Source organism: Bartonella sp. ML69XJBT, from assembly GCF_028618515.1.
Lineage (GTDB): Bacteria > Pseudomonadota > Alphaproteobacteria > Rhizobiales > Rhizobiaceae > Bartonella.
Genome location: NZ_JAQITB010000007.1, coordinates 60,458 through 75,188, shown reverse-complemented (window position 1 = coordinate 75,188; position 14,731 = coordinate 60,458). Strand labels below are relative to the sequence as shown.

General features: G+C 36.4%; 12 protein-coding genes. 5 read left to right on the top strand and 7 right to left on the bottom strand.

Annotated features, from left to right (window positions below; genetic code table 11):
* The first annotated feature begins 5 nt into the window (after positions 1 to 5).
* Genes lpxA through lpxB form a run of 3 tightly spaced genes read left to right on the top strand, consistent with a single transcriptional unit; the run spans position 6 to position 2,888 of the window.
* Positions 6 to 830: an acyl-ACP--UDP-N-acetylglucosamine O-acyltransferase gene (lpxA, locus tag PVV68_RS03920; protein ID WP_273720343.1), complete on the top strand. Its 825-nt coding sequence runs from the start codon at positions 6 to 8 to the stop codon at positions 828 to 830.
* A 2-nt stretch (positions 831 to 832) separates the two neighbouring features.
* Positions 833 to 1,705: an LpxI family protein gene (locus PVV68_RS03915; RefSeq protein ID WP_273720345.1), complete on the top strand. Its 873-nt coding sequence runs from the start codon at positions 833 to 835 to the stop codon at positions 1,703 to 1,705.
* Positions 1,698 to 2,888 carry a lipid-A-disaccharide synthase gene (gene lpxB / locus PVV68_RS03910; RefSeq protein WP_273720347.1) on the top strand — a complete coding sequence of 397 codons (1,191 nt, stop codon included), beginning with the start codon at positions 1,698 to 1,700 and terminating at the stop codon, positions 2,886 to 2,888. Before PVV68_RS03915 ends, lpxB begins: the two co-directional genes overlap by 8 nt.
* Before the next feature lie 28 nt (positions 2,889 to 2,916).
* On the opposite strand, the gene PVV68_RS03905 is transcribed toward lpxB, so the two are convergent.
* The 7 genes from PVV68_RS03905 to gltX all read right to left on the bottom strand — a co-directional run bounded on the left by PVV68_RS03905 (position 2,917) and on the right by gltX (position 11,185).
* Positions 2,917 to 3,687 (bottom strand): amino acid ABC transporter ATP-binding protein, encoded by a 771-nt coding sequence (locus PVV68_RS03905; protein ID WP_273720349.1) that lies wholly within the window; start codon positions 3,685 to 3,687, stop codon positions 2,917 to 2,919.
* Positions 3,688 to 3,766: 79 nt separating this feature from the next.
* Positions 3,767 to 4,474: an ABC transporter permease gene (locus PVV68_RS03900; protein ID WP_273720457.1), complete on the bottom strand. Its 708-nt coding sequence runs from the start codon at positions 4,472 to 4,474 to the stop codon at positions 3,767 to 3,769.
* Positions 4,474 to 5,193, bottom strand: a complete 720-nt coding sequence (locus PVV68_RS03895; protein WP_273720350.1) for an ABC transporter permease — start codon at positions 5,191 to 5,193, stop codon at positions 4,474 to 4,476. Before PVV68_RS03895 ends, PVV68_RS03900 begins: the two co-directional genes overlap by 1 nt.
* 76 nt (positions 5,194 to 5,269) lie before the next feature.
* Entirely contained in the window at positions 5,270 to 6,022 is a 753-nt protein-coding gene (locus PVV68_RS03890) for a transporter substrate-binding domain-containing protein (RefSeq protein WP_273720352.1), read from the bottom strand.
* Between the two features lie 531 nt (positions 6,023 to 6,553).
* Complete coding sequence (locus PVV68_RS03885; RefSeq protein WP_273720353.1) at positions 6,554 to 7,306, bottom strand: transporter substrate-binding domain-containing protein; 753 nt, start codon at positions 7,304 to 7,306, stop codon at positions 6,554 to 6,556.
* 896 nt (positions 7,307 to 8,202) lie between these two features.
* Positions 8,203 to 9,498, bottom strand: coding sequence for a citrate synthase (gltA, locus tag PVV68_RS03880; protein ID WP_273720354.1), 1,296 nt, complete (start codon positions 9,496 to 9,498; stop codon positions 8,203 to 8,205).
* Positions 9,499 to 9,757: 259 nt separating this feature from the next.
* Complete coding sequence (gltX, locus tag PVV68_RS03875) at positions 9,758 to 11,185, bottom strand: glutamate--tRNA ligase (protein WP_273720355.1); 1,428 nt, start codon at positions 11,183 to 11,185, stop codon at positions 9,758 to 9,760.
* Positions 11,186 to 11,299: 114 nt separating this feature from the next.
* On the opposite strand from gltX, the gene PVV68_RS03870 reads away from it, so the two are divergent.
* Positions 11,300 to 13,582, top strand: coding sequence for a ComEC/Rec2 family competence protein (locus tag PVV68_RS03870; RefSeq protein ID WP_273720356.1), 2,283 nt, complete (start codon positions 11,300 to 11,302; stop codon positions 13,580 to 13,582).
* Positions 13,583 to 14,003: 421 nt separating this feature from the next.
* On the top strand, positions 14,004 to 14,708 hold the full coding sequence (gene rpiA, locus PVV68_RS03865) for a ribose-5-phosphate isomerase RpiA (protein ID WP_273720358.1): 705 nt from the start codon (positions 14,004 to 14,006) through the stop codon (positions 14,706 to 14,708).
* The last annotated feature ends 23 nt before the right edge of the window (positions 14,709 to 14,731 follow it).

Here is a 14,731-nt window from a genome sequence, read left to right as displayed (position 1 = left end):
TAATAATGTCCGGTACGAAAATTCATCCAACGGCTCTTGTGGAAAAGGGAGCGCAGCTTGGTGAGAATGTACAAGTTGGGCCGTTTTGTCATATTAGTTCAGAGGCTGTTATTGGTGATGGATGCAGTTTGATGAGTCATGTTGTGATAATGGGTGACACAACATTAGGTGCTAATAGTAAAGTATTTTCACATGCAGTCTTAGGAGCAGAGCCGCAAAATAGTAAACATAAGGGAGGTCATACAACCCTTTCTATTGGTAAAAATTGTACGATTCGTGAAGGCGTAACAATGCATAGGGGCTCGGATTCGAGTGTGGGGATGACTATTGTGGGTGATTATTGTCAGTTTTTTTGTTATGCGCATATTGCTCATGATTGTCATGTGGGAAATCATGTAACATTTGCCAATAATGTGATGATCGCTGGTCATGTTACTGTTGGAGATTATGTTATTATTGGTGGTGGTGCTGCTGTTCACCAATTTGTTCGTGTTGGGCATCATGCATTTATTGGCGGTGTATCTGCATTGGTGGGTGATCTCATTCCCTATGGAACAGCTGTTGGTGTGCAGGCAAAATTAGCAGGGTTAAATATCATTGGTATGAAACGCGCAGGCTTTGAACGTAAAGATATTCACGCATTACGCCATGCTGTTGCTATGCTTTTTGATCATAGCAAGCCGTTTAAAGAGCGTGTTAGCGATGTTTCTACTTTCTATTCTACTTCTCAATCTGTGGTTGATGTCGTTAATTTTATTAAAGAAGAAGGAAAACGTTTTTATTGTACACCCAAATTTGAAGGTGATATAATAAAAGAAAATAAGGATTAAAAATGCCTGTCTCTTGTGCCAGAAGTTTTCTTTCCGGCCGCACCGCTATTATAGCAGGAAATGGTGTTTTACCTATCACTGTTGCCGAAGCACTTGAAAAATACGGACAAAGTCCTTTTCTTGTCCTGTTGCGGAATGAGGCGAACTCTGTGCTTTGTCGCTATGAGCATTGCGAGTTGTCCATTGTGGAGTTAGCAAGACTCATTAAAATCTTAAAAGCAGCTGAAATTTGTAATATTGTGTTGGCAGGTGGTGTGAAAAGGCGACCACTTCTTACAGAATTGCGACTCGATTGGACAACATTTTTAGCTCTTCCTAAGTTAATCGGTGCTTTGAGAGGTGGGGATGATGCATTATTAAAAGCTTTTATACGCATTGTGGAAGCGCATGGTTTTCGTGTGATTGGTGCTCATGAAATTGTACCAGATCTTTTAGCACCAGCAGAATTTGATTTAACATTACGGCGGGCTACGAAAAAGGAAAAAAAAGATATTTTCTTAGCAGTAAAAGCCGCAAAGCTGTTAGGTCAATTAGATATTGGGCAAGCTGCAGTAGCTGTCAATGGAAGGGTGATTGCGCTAGAGGGAGCAGAGGGAACCGATAATATGCTGCGGCGGGTTTATGAAATGCGAAAAAGAGAGCAAATTCCACCTAAAGGTGGTGTTCTTGTTAAATGTGCAAAACCACAACAAGATCATCGTGTTGATTTACCATCAATTGGGCCAGCAACAATAATGAATATTGCAAAAAGTGGATTGTCTGGCATTGCGGTGGAAGCCAATAAAAGTCTTATATTATCAGTAAAAACAACAATAGAAAAAGCAAACAAATATTCCTTGTTTATAGAAACATTTGAAAGGTTTAATCATGAATAATTGTTTCTTAAAAATTGCTGTTATTGCAGGTGAGGAATCTGGAGATTTCCTTGGAGCAGATTTGATTTCTTGTTTAGCACAACAAACAGGAAGCAACATTCATTTGATTGGTGTTGGTGGAAGGAACTTAAAGGCGTTAGGCCTTAAAAGTTTTTTTGATTCTCAAGATATTTCTTTAATCGGTTTAGGGGCAGTATTAAAAAAACTACCACTATTGTTACGGCATATTCGCAATTTATCTCAATTTATCGCGCGAGAGAAACCTGATTGTTTAATTATTATTGACAGTCCGGATTTTACCCATCGTGTTGCAAAAAAGGTGCGTGCTTTAGCGCCTTCTCTTCCTATTATTAAATATGTTGCACCAACTGTTTGGGCATGGCGCCCAGAACGTGCTAAGGCTATGCGCAAATTTGTTGATCATATTTTAGCGGTTTTTCCTTTTGAAGAAAAGGTTATGCATGACTTGGAAGGTCCTCCTACAACTTATGTTGGTCATTCTCTTTTGACACATCCACCACTTTTGGCTGTTCAAGAAGAAAAAAAACGTCAAGCCGAAAAAAAACACTTGCGTGATGAAAAAATATCATCATTTACGTTGGTTCTTTTGCCAGGATCACGCAATTTAGAAATTCGCTCTTTAATGCCGATTTTTCGAGAAGCCGTAGAAATTCTTACTCAACGTATTCCTCATTTACGTATTATTCTACCAACTTTACCATATTTGCAGGATGCAATTCATGATTTTGTACAGAGTTGGAAAAACACAGTAGAAGTTGTTGTTGGTGAAGATGAAAAATGGCATGCTTTTGCACAAGCAGATGTTGCACTTGCTGCACATGGAACAGTTTCATTGGAATTGGCATTAGCAAAAATTCCCATGGTTCATTGCTATAAACTTGATTTTTTTTCTAAATTATTTTTTTTGCAAAAAATAACGATATGGACTGCTGCTCTTCCGAATATTATCGTCGATAAGCCTATTATGCCGGAATATTTTAACGAATTTCTACACCCAGGCATGTTAGCAAGGCAGATAGAACAGCTTTTGTATAATCCTTTATTACGACAAGCACAACTTGATGCTTTTGAGATAGTGGAACAGAAAATGAAAACTGAAGTCCCATCAGGAGTTATTGGTGCCCAAACAATTATTCGTCTTCTCGAAAAACAAAACACTTAGGATTGTGCAGGTAAAACAATATTGATGGTTAATGTTTAATTTTAGCAAGAAACGCACGAGCACGTTGGCTTTGAGGACTGGTAAAAAATTCATCAGAAGTTGTATCTTCAATAATTTTTCCATTTTCCAGAAAGAGAATTCTTTCTGAAACTTCACGCGCAAAACCCATTTCGTGTGTTACGCAAAGCATTGTTATACCTGTATCTGCTAACTTGACCATAACTTCTAAAACTTCTCCGACACTTTCTGGATCAAGAGCTGAGGTTGGTTCATCAAAAAGCATGACTTCAGGTTCCATACAAAGTGCACGAGCAATCGCAACACGCTGTTGTTGCCCACCAGAGAGTTGTAAAGGATATTTATGACAATGTTTTTCAATGCCAACATTCGTCAGATAATGCATTGCGCGTTCTTGTGCTTGCTGTTTAGAAAGCCCTTGAACCGTCATAGGTGCTAAAATACAGTTTTGCATAACGCTCATATGAGGAAATAAATTAAAGTTCTGAAAGACCATTCCTATTTTACGGAGAACATTTTTTTGCTGGTATAAGGGAGCAGCATGAATATCAATATTATGGATGCAAATTGTACCTTCTTGAGCTTTTTCTAATTGATTAATACACCGGATCAAAGTTGATTTACCTGATCCAGAAGGACCACACAGCACAATGCGCTCACCGGTTTTGACATCAAAATTAATATTATAGAGTACTTGAAAATATCCGTACCATTTATTTAAATTCCGAATAGAAATCACGGGTGTAGCTGTATGGATAGATTTATCATTTTCCAAATTCATCTTGTTGTATTCTTTCATTGATAAATAAATTTATTGATTTAACATTTTGATTTGGTAAGTTTTTTTCTGATCAGTTTATTTACCGTAAATATCGGGTGAGACGATATTCGATAAAAACAACAAAACGGTGAATGAACTCAACAATAAGAAGATACATAAGAGCTGCCCAAACGTAAACTTGAAAATCGAATGTACGTGAATACGTCATTTTGGCAATTCCCATTAAATCATAAATAGTGATGAGTGAGGCAATAGCACTGGATTTTATCATTAAAATTAATTCATTGCCTAGGGGACGTAATGCTACGACCATTGCTTGCGGTAGAATAATTCTGAAAAATGTTACAAAACGACTTAATCCTAATGCTTTGGATGCTTCACGTTGCCCAGTTGTTACAGAGAGAAAACTTCCTTTAAAGATTTCAGATTGATAGGCAGCAGAATTGAGAGCAAAAATAAAAAGACAACAATACCATGCGTTTTGAAAAAACCACCATAGGCCAATCTGTTGCCAGAAGTTGTTCATTGAACCAAGCCCGTAGTAGAAAAGAAAAAGTTGAGCGAGTAAAGGAGAACCACGAAAAAAGTAGACATAAGCCTGTGCAACATATTTAAACAACTTATTCTTTGACAAACGTGCAAATGCGATAAGCATACCAAGAACAAAACCAATAGAACAAGCTATAGAAACAAGCTCAATAGTAACAATAAAGCCCTCAATAAATTTTGGGCCATAACGGTTTAAAAGAGCAGGATTAAAAAGGAAATAAAGCCACTCAGGAATCATCATTCTAGTACCTTTCTATATCCTGCTTGAGTATATTTTTCCAAATAATGAAGGATGGCAGAAAAAAACGCTGAAAATAACAAATAGAGCAAGCATGCAACAAGATAAAACAGCATAGGTTTATCGGTAGCTGCAACCGCTAAATTCGTTTGTCGCATAAGGTCAACAAGTGAAATGGTTGACACGAGGGATGTATCTTTAAGTAAAGTGAGCCAATTATTAGAAAGTCCTGGTAAAGCATTTTGAATAAGCTGAGGAAAAACAATACGAAAAAACGTTGTTGAGCGTGAAAGTCCTAAAGTTTTAGCCGCCTCATATTGACCTTTATCAAATATATTGAATGCTCCAAGCCAAACTTCACAAGAAAAGGCTGCAAGAACCATACTAAGTGCCAAAACACCAGCAACAAAGGCATTGATGCTGAACATTATTTCAATATTAAAATAATCAAGAACAATTTGAATAATATTTTGTAAGCCATAGTAAACTAAAAAGAGAGTTAACAGCTCTGGTAATCCACGGAACACCGATGAAAAGAGGGTAGCTATAGTTTTCGCTATCTTAATATCAGAGCGAATCATCACGGCAGCTAGAAGACCTAAAGGAAGTCCTAAAAGCCCGCAGCACAAAGCCAATGATAATGTTATTCCTGCACTAGAAAGTATAACCATACCCCATCCACCATTGCTAAATGATAGCAATGCTAAATTTTCAATCATTCTTGTGTTCCTTATAAAGAATTAGATAATATTTTTAGTAATAAACAGTTTGACGAATTTTAGTCCGGATTGATATTTAATAAACATCAGATGTAAAATATTTTTTTATAATTTTATCATAAGTTCCGTCCGAACGGATATCCTTTAACGCTTTATTAAACTGATTTTTAAGACCATTATTATTTTGACGTATGGCAATTGCAATAGGAAATTTTGTATCTTCCAGAGTTCCCAATAGTTTGCAGCAATCTTTTCCTTCATTTTTGAGCCAATTTAATGCTTGTAGTTTATCTACGATAATCCCTTCAACACGACGGTTTAAAAGATCACGATTAACTTCTATTGTTGTAGGATAGAGCTTAATATTTATTCCTTCAGAGGCATAATGATCTTCTGCATAGGCAGCTTGTGTTGTATTTGATTGTACGCCAAGATTTTTTCCCTTAAAAGCCTCTGCTGATATTTCTTTAATTTCCGAATCTTTTGTAACAATTAGAGCGAGTTCTGTGTTATAATAAGGGGCTGTGAAATCAATCCTTTGTAAGCGCTCTTCTGTGAGAGCAAGAGAAGCAATAATAGCATCGTATTTCTTTGCAAGAAGACCAGGGATCATTCCCTCAAAGTCTTGCGTAACGATGGTACATTCAATATTCATTTTTTCACAAAGTGCATAAGATATATCAACGTCAAAACCTTGGAGTTTGTTGTTTGAGTCCATGTAGCTAAATGGAGGGTAGGAACCTTCACTTGCAATTTTTAGTGTTTGAGTATGAGCCGATTGGGTGAACAGTGTTGCAGTTATTATAAGAGCGACTGCTAATAATTTCATTATGTTCTCCTATTGGATAAGCGGGAAAGTATAAGATAATCATGTATTCTATAATCTGCAAACTCTTCTAGGAGCAATGCAAAAATTTATTGTTATTCGTTTTTCTATCATGATGATGAAGAGCATTATCAAAAAATAATATTTATTTTATCAAGTATGGGGCTGCTCAAGACAGAAAAAAATAATTATTTCATTGATCATATTGCCTGGTTATTCTATTTATAATAAGTTTTTTTCGTCATTTTTTTGAAAGAGTACAGGATTTGGCTTTGAAAAAGATTATTGAATTTAAGCATGAAAAATTTAATTCTCAGAAAGATAAAATATTGCTCTCATTATTAATATTGTGAGATACCTTAGATATCAAGAAAATATATAAAGATGGCTCTTTTAATTAATGCGAATATTCATCTCCTTTAAAAATGACAGAAATTCTAACTTTTCAATCATTGTCTTGCGTCATTTATAAAGAGTTATGATAATATTTTTTAAGAAATAGATCGTCTCTTAAATTTCCGTTTGTATTGATATTTAGTAAATATCGAATGCAAAATATTTTTTCATAATTTTATTATAAGTTCCGTCTAAACGGATCGCTTTTATCGCTTCATTGAATTTATTTTTCAAATCATGATTGTTTTGACGTATTGCAATGGCAATGGGAAATTTTGTTTCTTCCAAAGTTCCTAGCAGTTGGCAGCAATCTTTTCCTTCATTGTTAAGCCAGTTTAGAGCGTGTATTTTATCAACGATAATTCCTTCAACACGACGACTTAAAAGATCACGAGTAACTTCTATGACTGTAGGATAGAGTTTAATGTTTGCTCCTTCAGAGGCATAATGATCTTCTGCATAGGCCGCCTGTGTTGAATTTGATTGTGCACCCAGATTTTTTCCCTTAAAAGCTTCTGCCGAGATTTCTTTAATGTCTGAATCTTTTCTAACAATGATAGTGAGTACTGTGTTATAGTAAGGGGCTGTGAAGTCAATTTTTTGTAAGCGCTCTTGTGTTGGAGCAAGAGAAGAAATAATAGCATCATATTTTTTTGCAAGAAGACCTGGGATCATTCCCTCAAAGTCTTGCGTAACGATAGTACATTCAACATTCATTTTTTTACAAAGTGCATAAGATATATCAATATCAAATCCTTTGAGTTCGTTATTTGAGTCAATGTAACTAAATGGGGGATAGGAAGCATCACTCGCAATTTTTAGTGTTTGAGCATGGGCAAATTGGGGAAACAGTGTCGCACTTATTATAAGAGCGACTGCTAATAATTTCATTATGTTCTCCTATTGGATAAGCGGGGGAGTATAAGATCGTCATGTGTTTTATAATCTGTAAGCTTGTCTGGAGCAATGCAAAAATTTATTATTAGTTTATTTTGCTATTATTACAATGAATGTTCATCAAATAAAGATACTCAATAGAGAGAAAAATAAATATCTCATTGATTATGTTGTATAAATTATTTATTGTGAGATGATTTCTCATCATTTTTTCTAGAATATAAGATTTAGCTTTGAAGAAAGATTATTTAAATTAAACATGAAAAGATTTTAGCTTTTATAGAAAAGACGAAAAAATATCATTCTCGTCATGGAATTGTGAGGTGTTTAGATATTAGAAGAAGTTTTTTTCTCATAAATACGATCTTTTTCTTATAAAAAAAATGGTTGAAAACAGGGGGTGAGTAAGAGGAATCCTTGATAGGAAGAACGTAGGCATAAAATAGAGTTTTCTATAGCATTTCATTGGTAATGTATTATTTTGCGTAGGAAAACTTTAAGAGTGCATTTTATGTTATTTCTTATCTTCTAAAGAAAAATAGCAATTATTTGGATAGAGTTATAAAGAGCACTTTAATTTTTTGTCATGCTTTAGAAGCGCAAGACAGAATTATACGGCTGCTTTTGAGTACGATTGTGTGACAGTGTTTCTAAACCTTTTATGGAATAATAGAAGGCCACTTCATTGAATGGAATGAGGATGTTAAGTTGGACTTTTTTCTTTTATTCTGTAAAAGTTACCAGAAATTTTTCTTCATAATTTTTGTGCTAATATGATAGCTATCAAAAAGAGCTCCCAAATTAGGTTTGCAAAAACACATCTTAAATAGTGTTAGTTCCATTTACAATAAAACCTCAGTTTAGTGAGGCTTTATTGATTGTTTTTTTCTTTAATTCATACGTTTATCGATAGGAACATATTCACGTATGGTATAACCCGTATAGAGTTGGCGAGGACGACCAATCTTTTGAGCAGGATCTTCAATCATTTCTTTCCACTGTGCAACCCAACCAACACTGCGTGCTAATGCAAAAAGAACAGTGAACATTTCGGTTGGAAAGCCTAAAGCTTTTAGTGTGATACCAGAATAGAAATCGACATTGGGATATAATTTTTTCTCTACAAAATATTCATCACTCAGAGCAATTTTTTCAAGTTCTATAGCGATATCAAGAAGTGGATCATCTTGAATGTTCAGTTCTTTTAAAACTTCATGACAGGTTTTTTGCATGATTTTTGCACGTGGATCATAATTTTTATAGACTCGGTGACCAAAACCCATAAGGCGGAAAGGGTCTTTTTTATCTTTTGCACGTGCAATGAATTCAGGAATTCTCTCAACGGAACCTATTTCTTGTAGCATCTTCAAGCATGCTTCATTGGCTCCGCCATGCGCTGGTCCCCAAAGGCATGCGACACCTGCTGCTATACATGCAAATGGATTTGCTCCTGATGACCCTGCAAGACGTACTGTGGATGTAGAAGCATTTTGTTCATGATCAGCATGAAGAATAAAGATTCGATCCATTGCTCTAGTCAGAACAGGGTTGGTTTTATATTCTTCACAAGGAACAGAAAAGCACATACGAAGAAAATTAGCAGCGTAACTAAGATCATTTTTGGGATAAACAAATGCTTGCCCGATACTGTATTTATAGGCCATAGCAGCAAGAGTTGGAACCTTTGAGATAAGACGAACAGAAGCAATCATTCTCTGTTGAGGGTCTGTAATATCAATAGAGTCATGATAAAATGCAGACATAGCTCCAAGACATGCGACCATGACGGCCATAGGATGCGAGTCACGACGAAATCCATGAAAAAAACGTGCGAACTGTTCGTGAACCATCGTGTGCTGCATAATACAACGGTCAAAGTCGTTTTTCTCTTGTTTTGTTGGGAGTTCACCATAGAGTAAAAGATAGCAACTTTCGAGAAAGTCTCCTTTTTCAGCCAGTTGATCTATAGGATAACCACGATAAAGCAAGAGCCCTTCATTTCCATCAATATAAGTGATTTTTGATTCACAAGAAGCAGTTGAGGTAAAACCAGGATCGTAAGTAAAAATATCTGTTTCTTTATAGAGAGAAGCAATTTCAATGACAGCAGGCCCACTTGTACCTTTACGCAGAGGAAGTTCTATTTTTTTATTATTTACTATAATATGTGCTTTATTCTCAGACATTAGATATTCCTTTCAGATACTTTCCCCTAAAAATCAAAATGCTGCTTCATCAGAGTGTGAGATCTATGATTGAAGCCTCTTCTCTACCTATTTAAAGGTAGATTTACCCTAAAAGTGAGCGCATGCAATCTAAAAAATATTTTATTTGCAATTTTACCAAATGTATATTTCCACGACTGAAAAAAGAAGTTAGTTTTCCGTTTGTGTAGAAACATTGGTACGTGAATGCTTATCGGATTAATAGGCTATGTACATATCGCTAACATGTGGTGGTGAGAAGTTGATCATTGATACGATTGAGTGATTCATCTCGTCCCAGTAACATGAGAACATCAAAGACTCCAGGAGAAGTTGGACGTCCTGTAAGAGCTGCTCGAAGTGGTTGTGCAATGGAGCCAAATTTGAGATCTTGTGTACACGCATAAGATCGAAGCTTTTCATCGAGCGTTTTTGTATCCCAAGAGTGGACTTCTTTCAGAGCAAGATAAACATCGTTTAAAATGGCTTGTCCATTTTTATCTAGGAGTGTTTGTGCTTTTTCGTCAAGTTGTAATGGTCGTTGTGTAAAAATGAAAGAAGCATTGTCAATGAGTTCGCACAATGTTTTTGAACGTTCTTTCAAATGTGGTATAGCTTTTAGAAATTGAACACGACGTTGTTCATCAAGTCTTTCTAAGATTTGTAAGCCACCTTCAATTTCTGGTAAAATACTAAGAGCAGATTCAAAAAGATCTTGATCATTGCTCATGCGTATATAATGCCCATTGATAGCATCGAGTTTTTTGAGATCAAAACGTGCTGCACCTTTATTAATATCATCAATATCAAACCAAGAAATCATATCTTCCATTGACATCAGTTCGTCATCACCATGACTCCAGCCCAGACGAACGAGGTAATTTCGCAAAGCAGCAGGAAGATAACCCATTGTCCGGTAAGCATCTACACCGAGGGCACCATGTCGCTTTGATAATTTTGCACCATTTTCACCATGTATAAGTGGAATATGTGCCATAACAGGAATATCCCATCCCATTGCCTTGAAAATAATTGTTTGGCGAGCTGCATTTGTGAGATGGTCATCACCACGTATAATGTGAGTGACTCCCATATCATGATCGTCAACAACTACAGCGTGCATATAAGTAGGTGAGCCATCAGAACGCAAAATAATAAAGTCATCGAGATCTTTATTAGGAAAGCGAACGTCACCTTGAACACGGTCGTGCACAATTGTTTCCCCATCTTGTGGTGCTTTAATGCGAATAACAGGTTTGATGTCTTTAGGCGTTTTAGAAATATCACGATCACGCCAACGTCCATCATAACGCGGTGGGCGACCTTCTGCACGGGCATTTTCACGCATTTCAGCCAGCTCTTCAGGAGAAGCATAACAATAATAAGCTTTGCCATCTTTTACCAATTGTTCTGCAACTTGACGATGACGTTGTGCGCGTTCGAATTGTGAAATAGGAGCTCCATCATAACTAAGTCCCATCCAGTGCAAACCGTCTATAATGGCTTTTACAGCTGCTTCTGTTGAACGTTCTCTGTCTGTATCTTCAATTCGTAACAGCATTTTACCACCGGTATGTTTGGCATAAAGCCAATTAAAGAGGGCCGTACGAGCACCTCCGATGTGAAGGAAGCCTGTTGGTGAGGGGGCAAAGCGGGTAATAACGGACACGGATCTCTTCCTTTAAAAATAAGATGTTATTTATAGGACTTTATAGAAGGATTATGTTAGCATAGCTGATGGAGGGTGCAATAGCCGCATTGCAAGTAAAGTGGGGATTTGCAGATGTTTGATAAAAATAAAGTTAAGGATGGTTTATCCATAAACGATGTTTCAGAAAGAAAAACATCGAGTCTGATATGGCAGAAAGCTTTTTCTCTCCGTTCTGATGCAAATAACGATACTTGTAAGAAACGAAAGATTTTTATCTTTGCACCTTTAAAAGATACAATAATTTTTTTCTGGGAATGGTTGGTCGATTGCATCGACAAAGAAATCTCTTGGGGAATTCTTTTCTCCTTAATTTTGGTCTTTTTTTCCATAGGTATCATTTTTTATTTTAGGTTAGAGCAGGAGCCCAATTGGGGGCAATTTGCCATGTTGATTAGTCTCTGCATTGCAATGTTGTATATTTTACGGTTCTATCGGAGAATTTGGATTCTGACAGGATTTCTGTTTTGTATTGTATTGGGTGCTTTGGCTGCAAAAATAGAAACATACCGGATAGCTACACCAATGCTGAGCAGCGACGTTATTACCACGCTAACAGGAAGAATTGTTTCTATTGAGTCAGGAAAAGGGGGAGAGTTTCGTTTAGTCCTAGATGTTTTGAGGACAGCAAAGCCTGTATTACGTCATAGCCTTCATCGTATTCGTTTATCGGCAAAACGCTTACCACATAGATCGGCAATTGGTGATGGGCTACAGGGAAAAGTCAAGATCCGTGCATTATCTGGGCCAGTGTATCCGGGAGGTTATGATTTTAGTTTCCATAATTATTTTAAAGGAATTGGTGCCCAGGGAGTTTATTTAGGAGAACCAATTAAAATATCCGTTTCACAGTCCAATAAAATATTTAATAGAGTTTTACAGAAAATTGAAAATTTACGAAACAATATAACCCAACGAATCCATAAGGCAATGGACGGAGAAAAGGGGAATGTTGCTGCTGCTCTTATAACGGGACAGCGAGCTGGTATTTCAAATGAGACAAATGAAGCATTGCGTGCGGCTGGATTAGCCCATATTTTATCAATATCAGGTTTACATATGGCTTTGTTGAGCAGCATAGTTCTTGTGAGTATCCGTGGTTTTTTGGCACTTTTTCCGGTTTTCTCATCTTATTATTCTACTAAAAAATTTGCTGCTATTGCTGCCTTAATGATAACAGCGTTTTATATGCTCTTGTCTGGTGTTGCCGTATCAGCACAGAGAAGTTTTGTGATGATTGCTGTTATGTTGGTTGCTGTTTTGTGTAATCGTTCTGCTGCAACAATGCGTAATTTCTCTATTGCAGGTTTGATAACTTTGGCTATTGCACCGCATGAAATATTAGGACCTAGCTTTCAAATGTCCTTTTCTGCTACTGCTGCTTTGATTGCTTTTTTTGATTGGTGGGGCAGGCAGTCATCTTATCGCATAAGAAAAACAACACCCTCTTATGTTGGAGCTGGAGTCATTCATTTTGCTCTCTTATCAATACTTTCCATATGTGCCTCTTCGTTTGTAGCGGGAACTGCCAGTGGAATTTATGCTGCTTATCATTTTTCTAATATTGCATTCTTGAGTATCATCAGCAATGCTTTAGCTTTACCTATAGTATCAATCTTCGTCATACCTTTTGGATTAATCGCAGTCCTTTCAATGTTTTGGGGCTTTGAATGGCTACCACTTCAAATTATGGGTTTTGGTATTGGTCTTGTGATAAAAATTGCTCATGCTATAAAATCTATTTCTCCTGTTTTAAATCCTGGATTTATGCCGTTATCTGCATTGGTCTTATTAAGTATAGGTTTAGTTGGACTGACTTTTTGTAAAACACCCATTAGGTTCTTTTTTAGTTTTTTTATTTTGTCTGGTCTTTTTGTTTGCTTTGTGCGTTCACCGATACAACTCATTATAGCAGATAATATGAAGCTCGTGGGTGTTATCGATGAAAAGAAGTTATATATTGATCGTCATCATATTTCTAAATTCACGACATCAATATGGGAAAAATTATTTCGTGTAAATGGGATGATCAAGCCAACAAAATATGGTCCGCCATTTCATGGACAGTTCATATGTGATCATAATGTATGCGCATCCTTATTAGCAAATGGATTAAAAGTAATTGTGTTGCATGGAGAAACAGATCAATGTTTAGAGGCAGATATTGTCATTAAGACATTTGCAGTGGATAATCAAACATGTAGTAAAAAGGCAAAAATAATATTTACTCTCCAACAATTGTTATCACGAGGGAGTGTTATGATTACTAAAAGTGGAGATATTATTTGGTCTTCGATGGGGTTTCGTAGACCGTGGAATATGCACAGGCAATATTCACAAAAATTGCATAGCCTGTAGTATTTTCCATCCTTTTTTGTGTTCACACAGCAAGAGAAAAATAATAGGTAGTTTTTTTTGATTATGCTTTTTTGCCGTGCGTTTCTCAATATTATGAAAATTGAGAAACTGCTTCCAATTTTCTTACGACAGCAATGTTTTTATATCTAAACACTTTGATAAGTTTGTAGCAAACTTTTTATGTGTGACCGCATCGAGGTGTGCAGAATAAAATGAAAAGATCAATAAATTTTTTTAAAGAGATAAAATTGTTAATTATTCTATTTTACTCTTATCATCTGTTTTTATAATTTATAATAATTAAAATCTCTTCTCAATCAAAAGGTGACAAATAAATTGATAACAGGTTGAAGTAATAGGCTACTTCATTATTATCGCATTGTGATAACTGTCGCTGATGGGACAAAAGGTAAAGTAATTCATGAATGTTCAGCAGTTAAAAGAAATGGCGGCTTTAAAAGCACTTGAATTTGTTGAAGATGATATGCGGCTTGGTATCGGATCTGGTTCGACAGTAAATGAGTTTATTCGCCTTCTTGGTGAGCGTGTTGCAAAGGGGTTACGGGTGACTGGTGTTGCTACCTCGCTCTATTCTGAACAACTCTGTCGTAAATTCGGAATACCTATCAGTACATTGGAGCAAATAACTGAGCTAGATCTTGATATTGATGGAGCGGATGAAATTGGTCCAGGGATGTCTCTCATTAAAGGGGGAGGTGGGGCATTATTACGTGAAAAAATTGTAGCATCGGCATCTCGTGCGATGCTTGTCATTGCGGATGAAACAAAGGTAGTAAAAGAACTTGGCGCTTTTGCATTACCCATTGAAGTTGATCCATTTGGTGTACATACTACACGCAAAGCCATAGAGAAAGTAGCGGGTGGTTTAGGGCTTTTTGGAGAAGTCGTCTTGCGAATGAATGGAGAAACGCCTTTTAGAACAGATGGCGGTCACTTTATTTTTGATGCATTTTGGGGATGTATTTTACAGCCCAAATCATTATCAGATGCGCTTCTTGCAATTCCTGGTGTTGTCGAGCATGGTCTTTTTTTAGGATTAGCTTCGCGTGCAATTGTCGCTATGGCTAATGGAGAAATAAAAATTTTAGAACCATTTGATTTTTAGAGAAGACAGTTTACATCAAGATA

Bases quoted from the DNA above. Each gene is read 5' to 3' on its own strand.
- lpxA (WP_273720343.1), top strand. From the start codon at position 6: ATGTCCGGTACGAAAATTCATCCAACGGCTCTTGTGGAAAAGGGAGCG.
- PVV68_RS03915 (WP_273720345.1), top strand. From the start codon at position 833: ATGCCTGTCTCTTGTGCCAGAAGTTTTCTTTCCGGCCGCACCGCTATT.
- lpxB (WP_273720347.1), top strand. From the start codon at position 1,698: ATGAATAATTGTTTCTTAAAAATTGCTGTTATTGCAGGTGAGGAATCT.
- PVV68_RS03905 (WP_273720349.1), bottom strand. From the start codon at position 3,687: ATGAATTTGGAAAATGATAAATCTATCCATACAGCTACACCCGTGATT.
- PVV68_RS03900 (WP_273720457.1), bottom strand. From the start codon at position 4,474: ATGATTCCTGAGTGGCTTTATTTCCTTTTTAATCCTGCTCTTTTAAAC.
- PVV68_RS03895 (WP_273720350.1), bottom strand. From the start codon at position 5,193: ATGATTGAAAATTTAGCATTGCTATCATTTAGCAATGGTGGATGGGGT.
- PVV68_RS03890 (WP_273720352.1), bottom strand. From the start codon at position 6,022: ATGAAATTATTAGCAGTCGCTCTTATAATAACTGCAACACTGTTCACC.
- PVV68_RS03885 (WP_273720353.1), bottom strand. From the start codon at position 7,306: ATGAAATTATTAGCAGTCGCTCTTATAATAAGTGCGACACTGTTTCCC.
- gltA (WP_273720354.1), bottom strand. From the start codon at position 9,498: ATGTCTGAGAATAAAGCACATATTATAGTAAATAATAAAAAAATAGAA.
- PVV68_RS03870 (WP_273720356.1), top strand. From the start codon at position 11,300: ATGTTTGATAAAAATAAAGTTAAGGATGGTTTATCCATAAACGATGTT.
- rpiA (WP_273720358.1), top strand. From the start codon at position 14,004: ATGAATGTTCAGCAGTTAAAAGAAATGGCGGCTTTAAAAGCACTTGAA.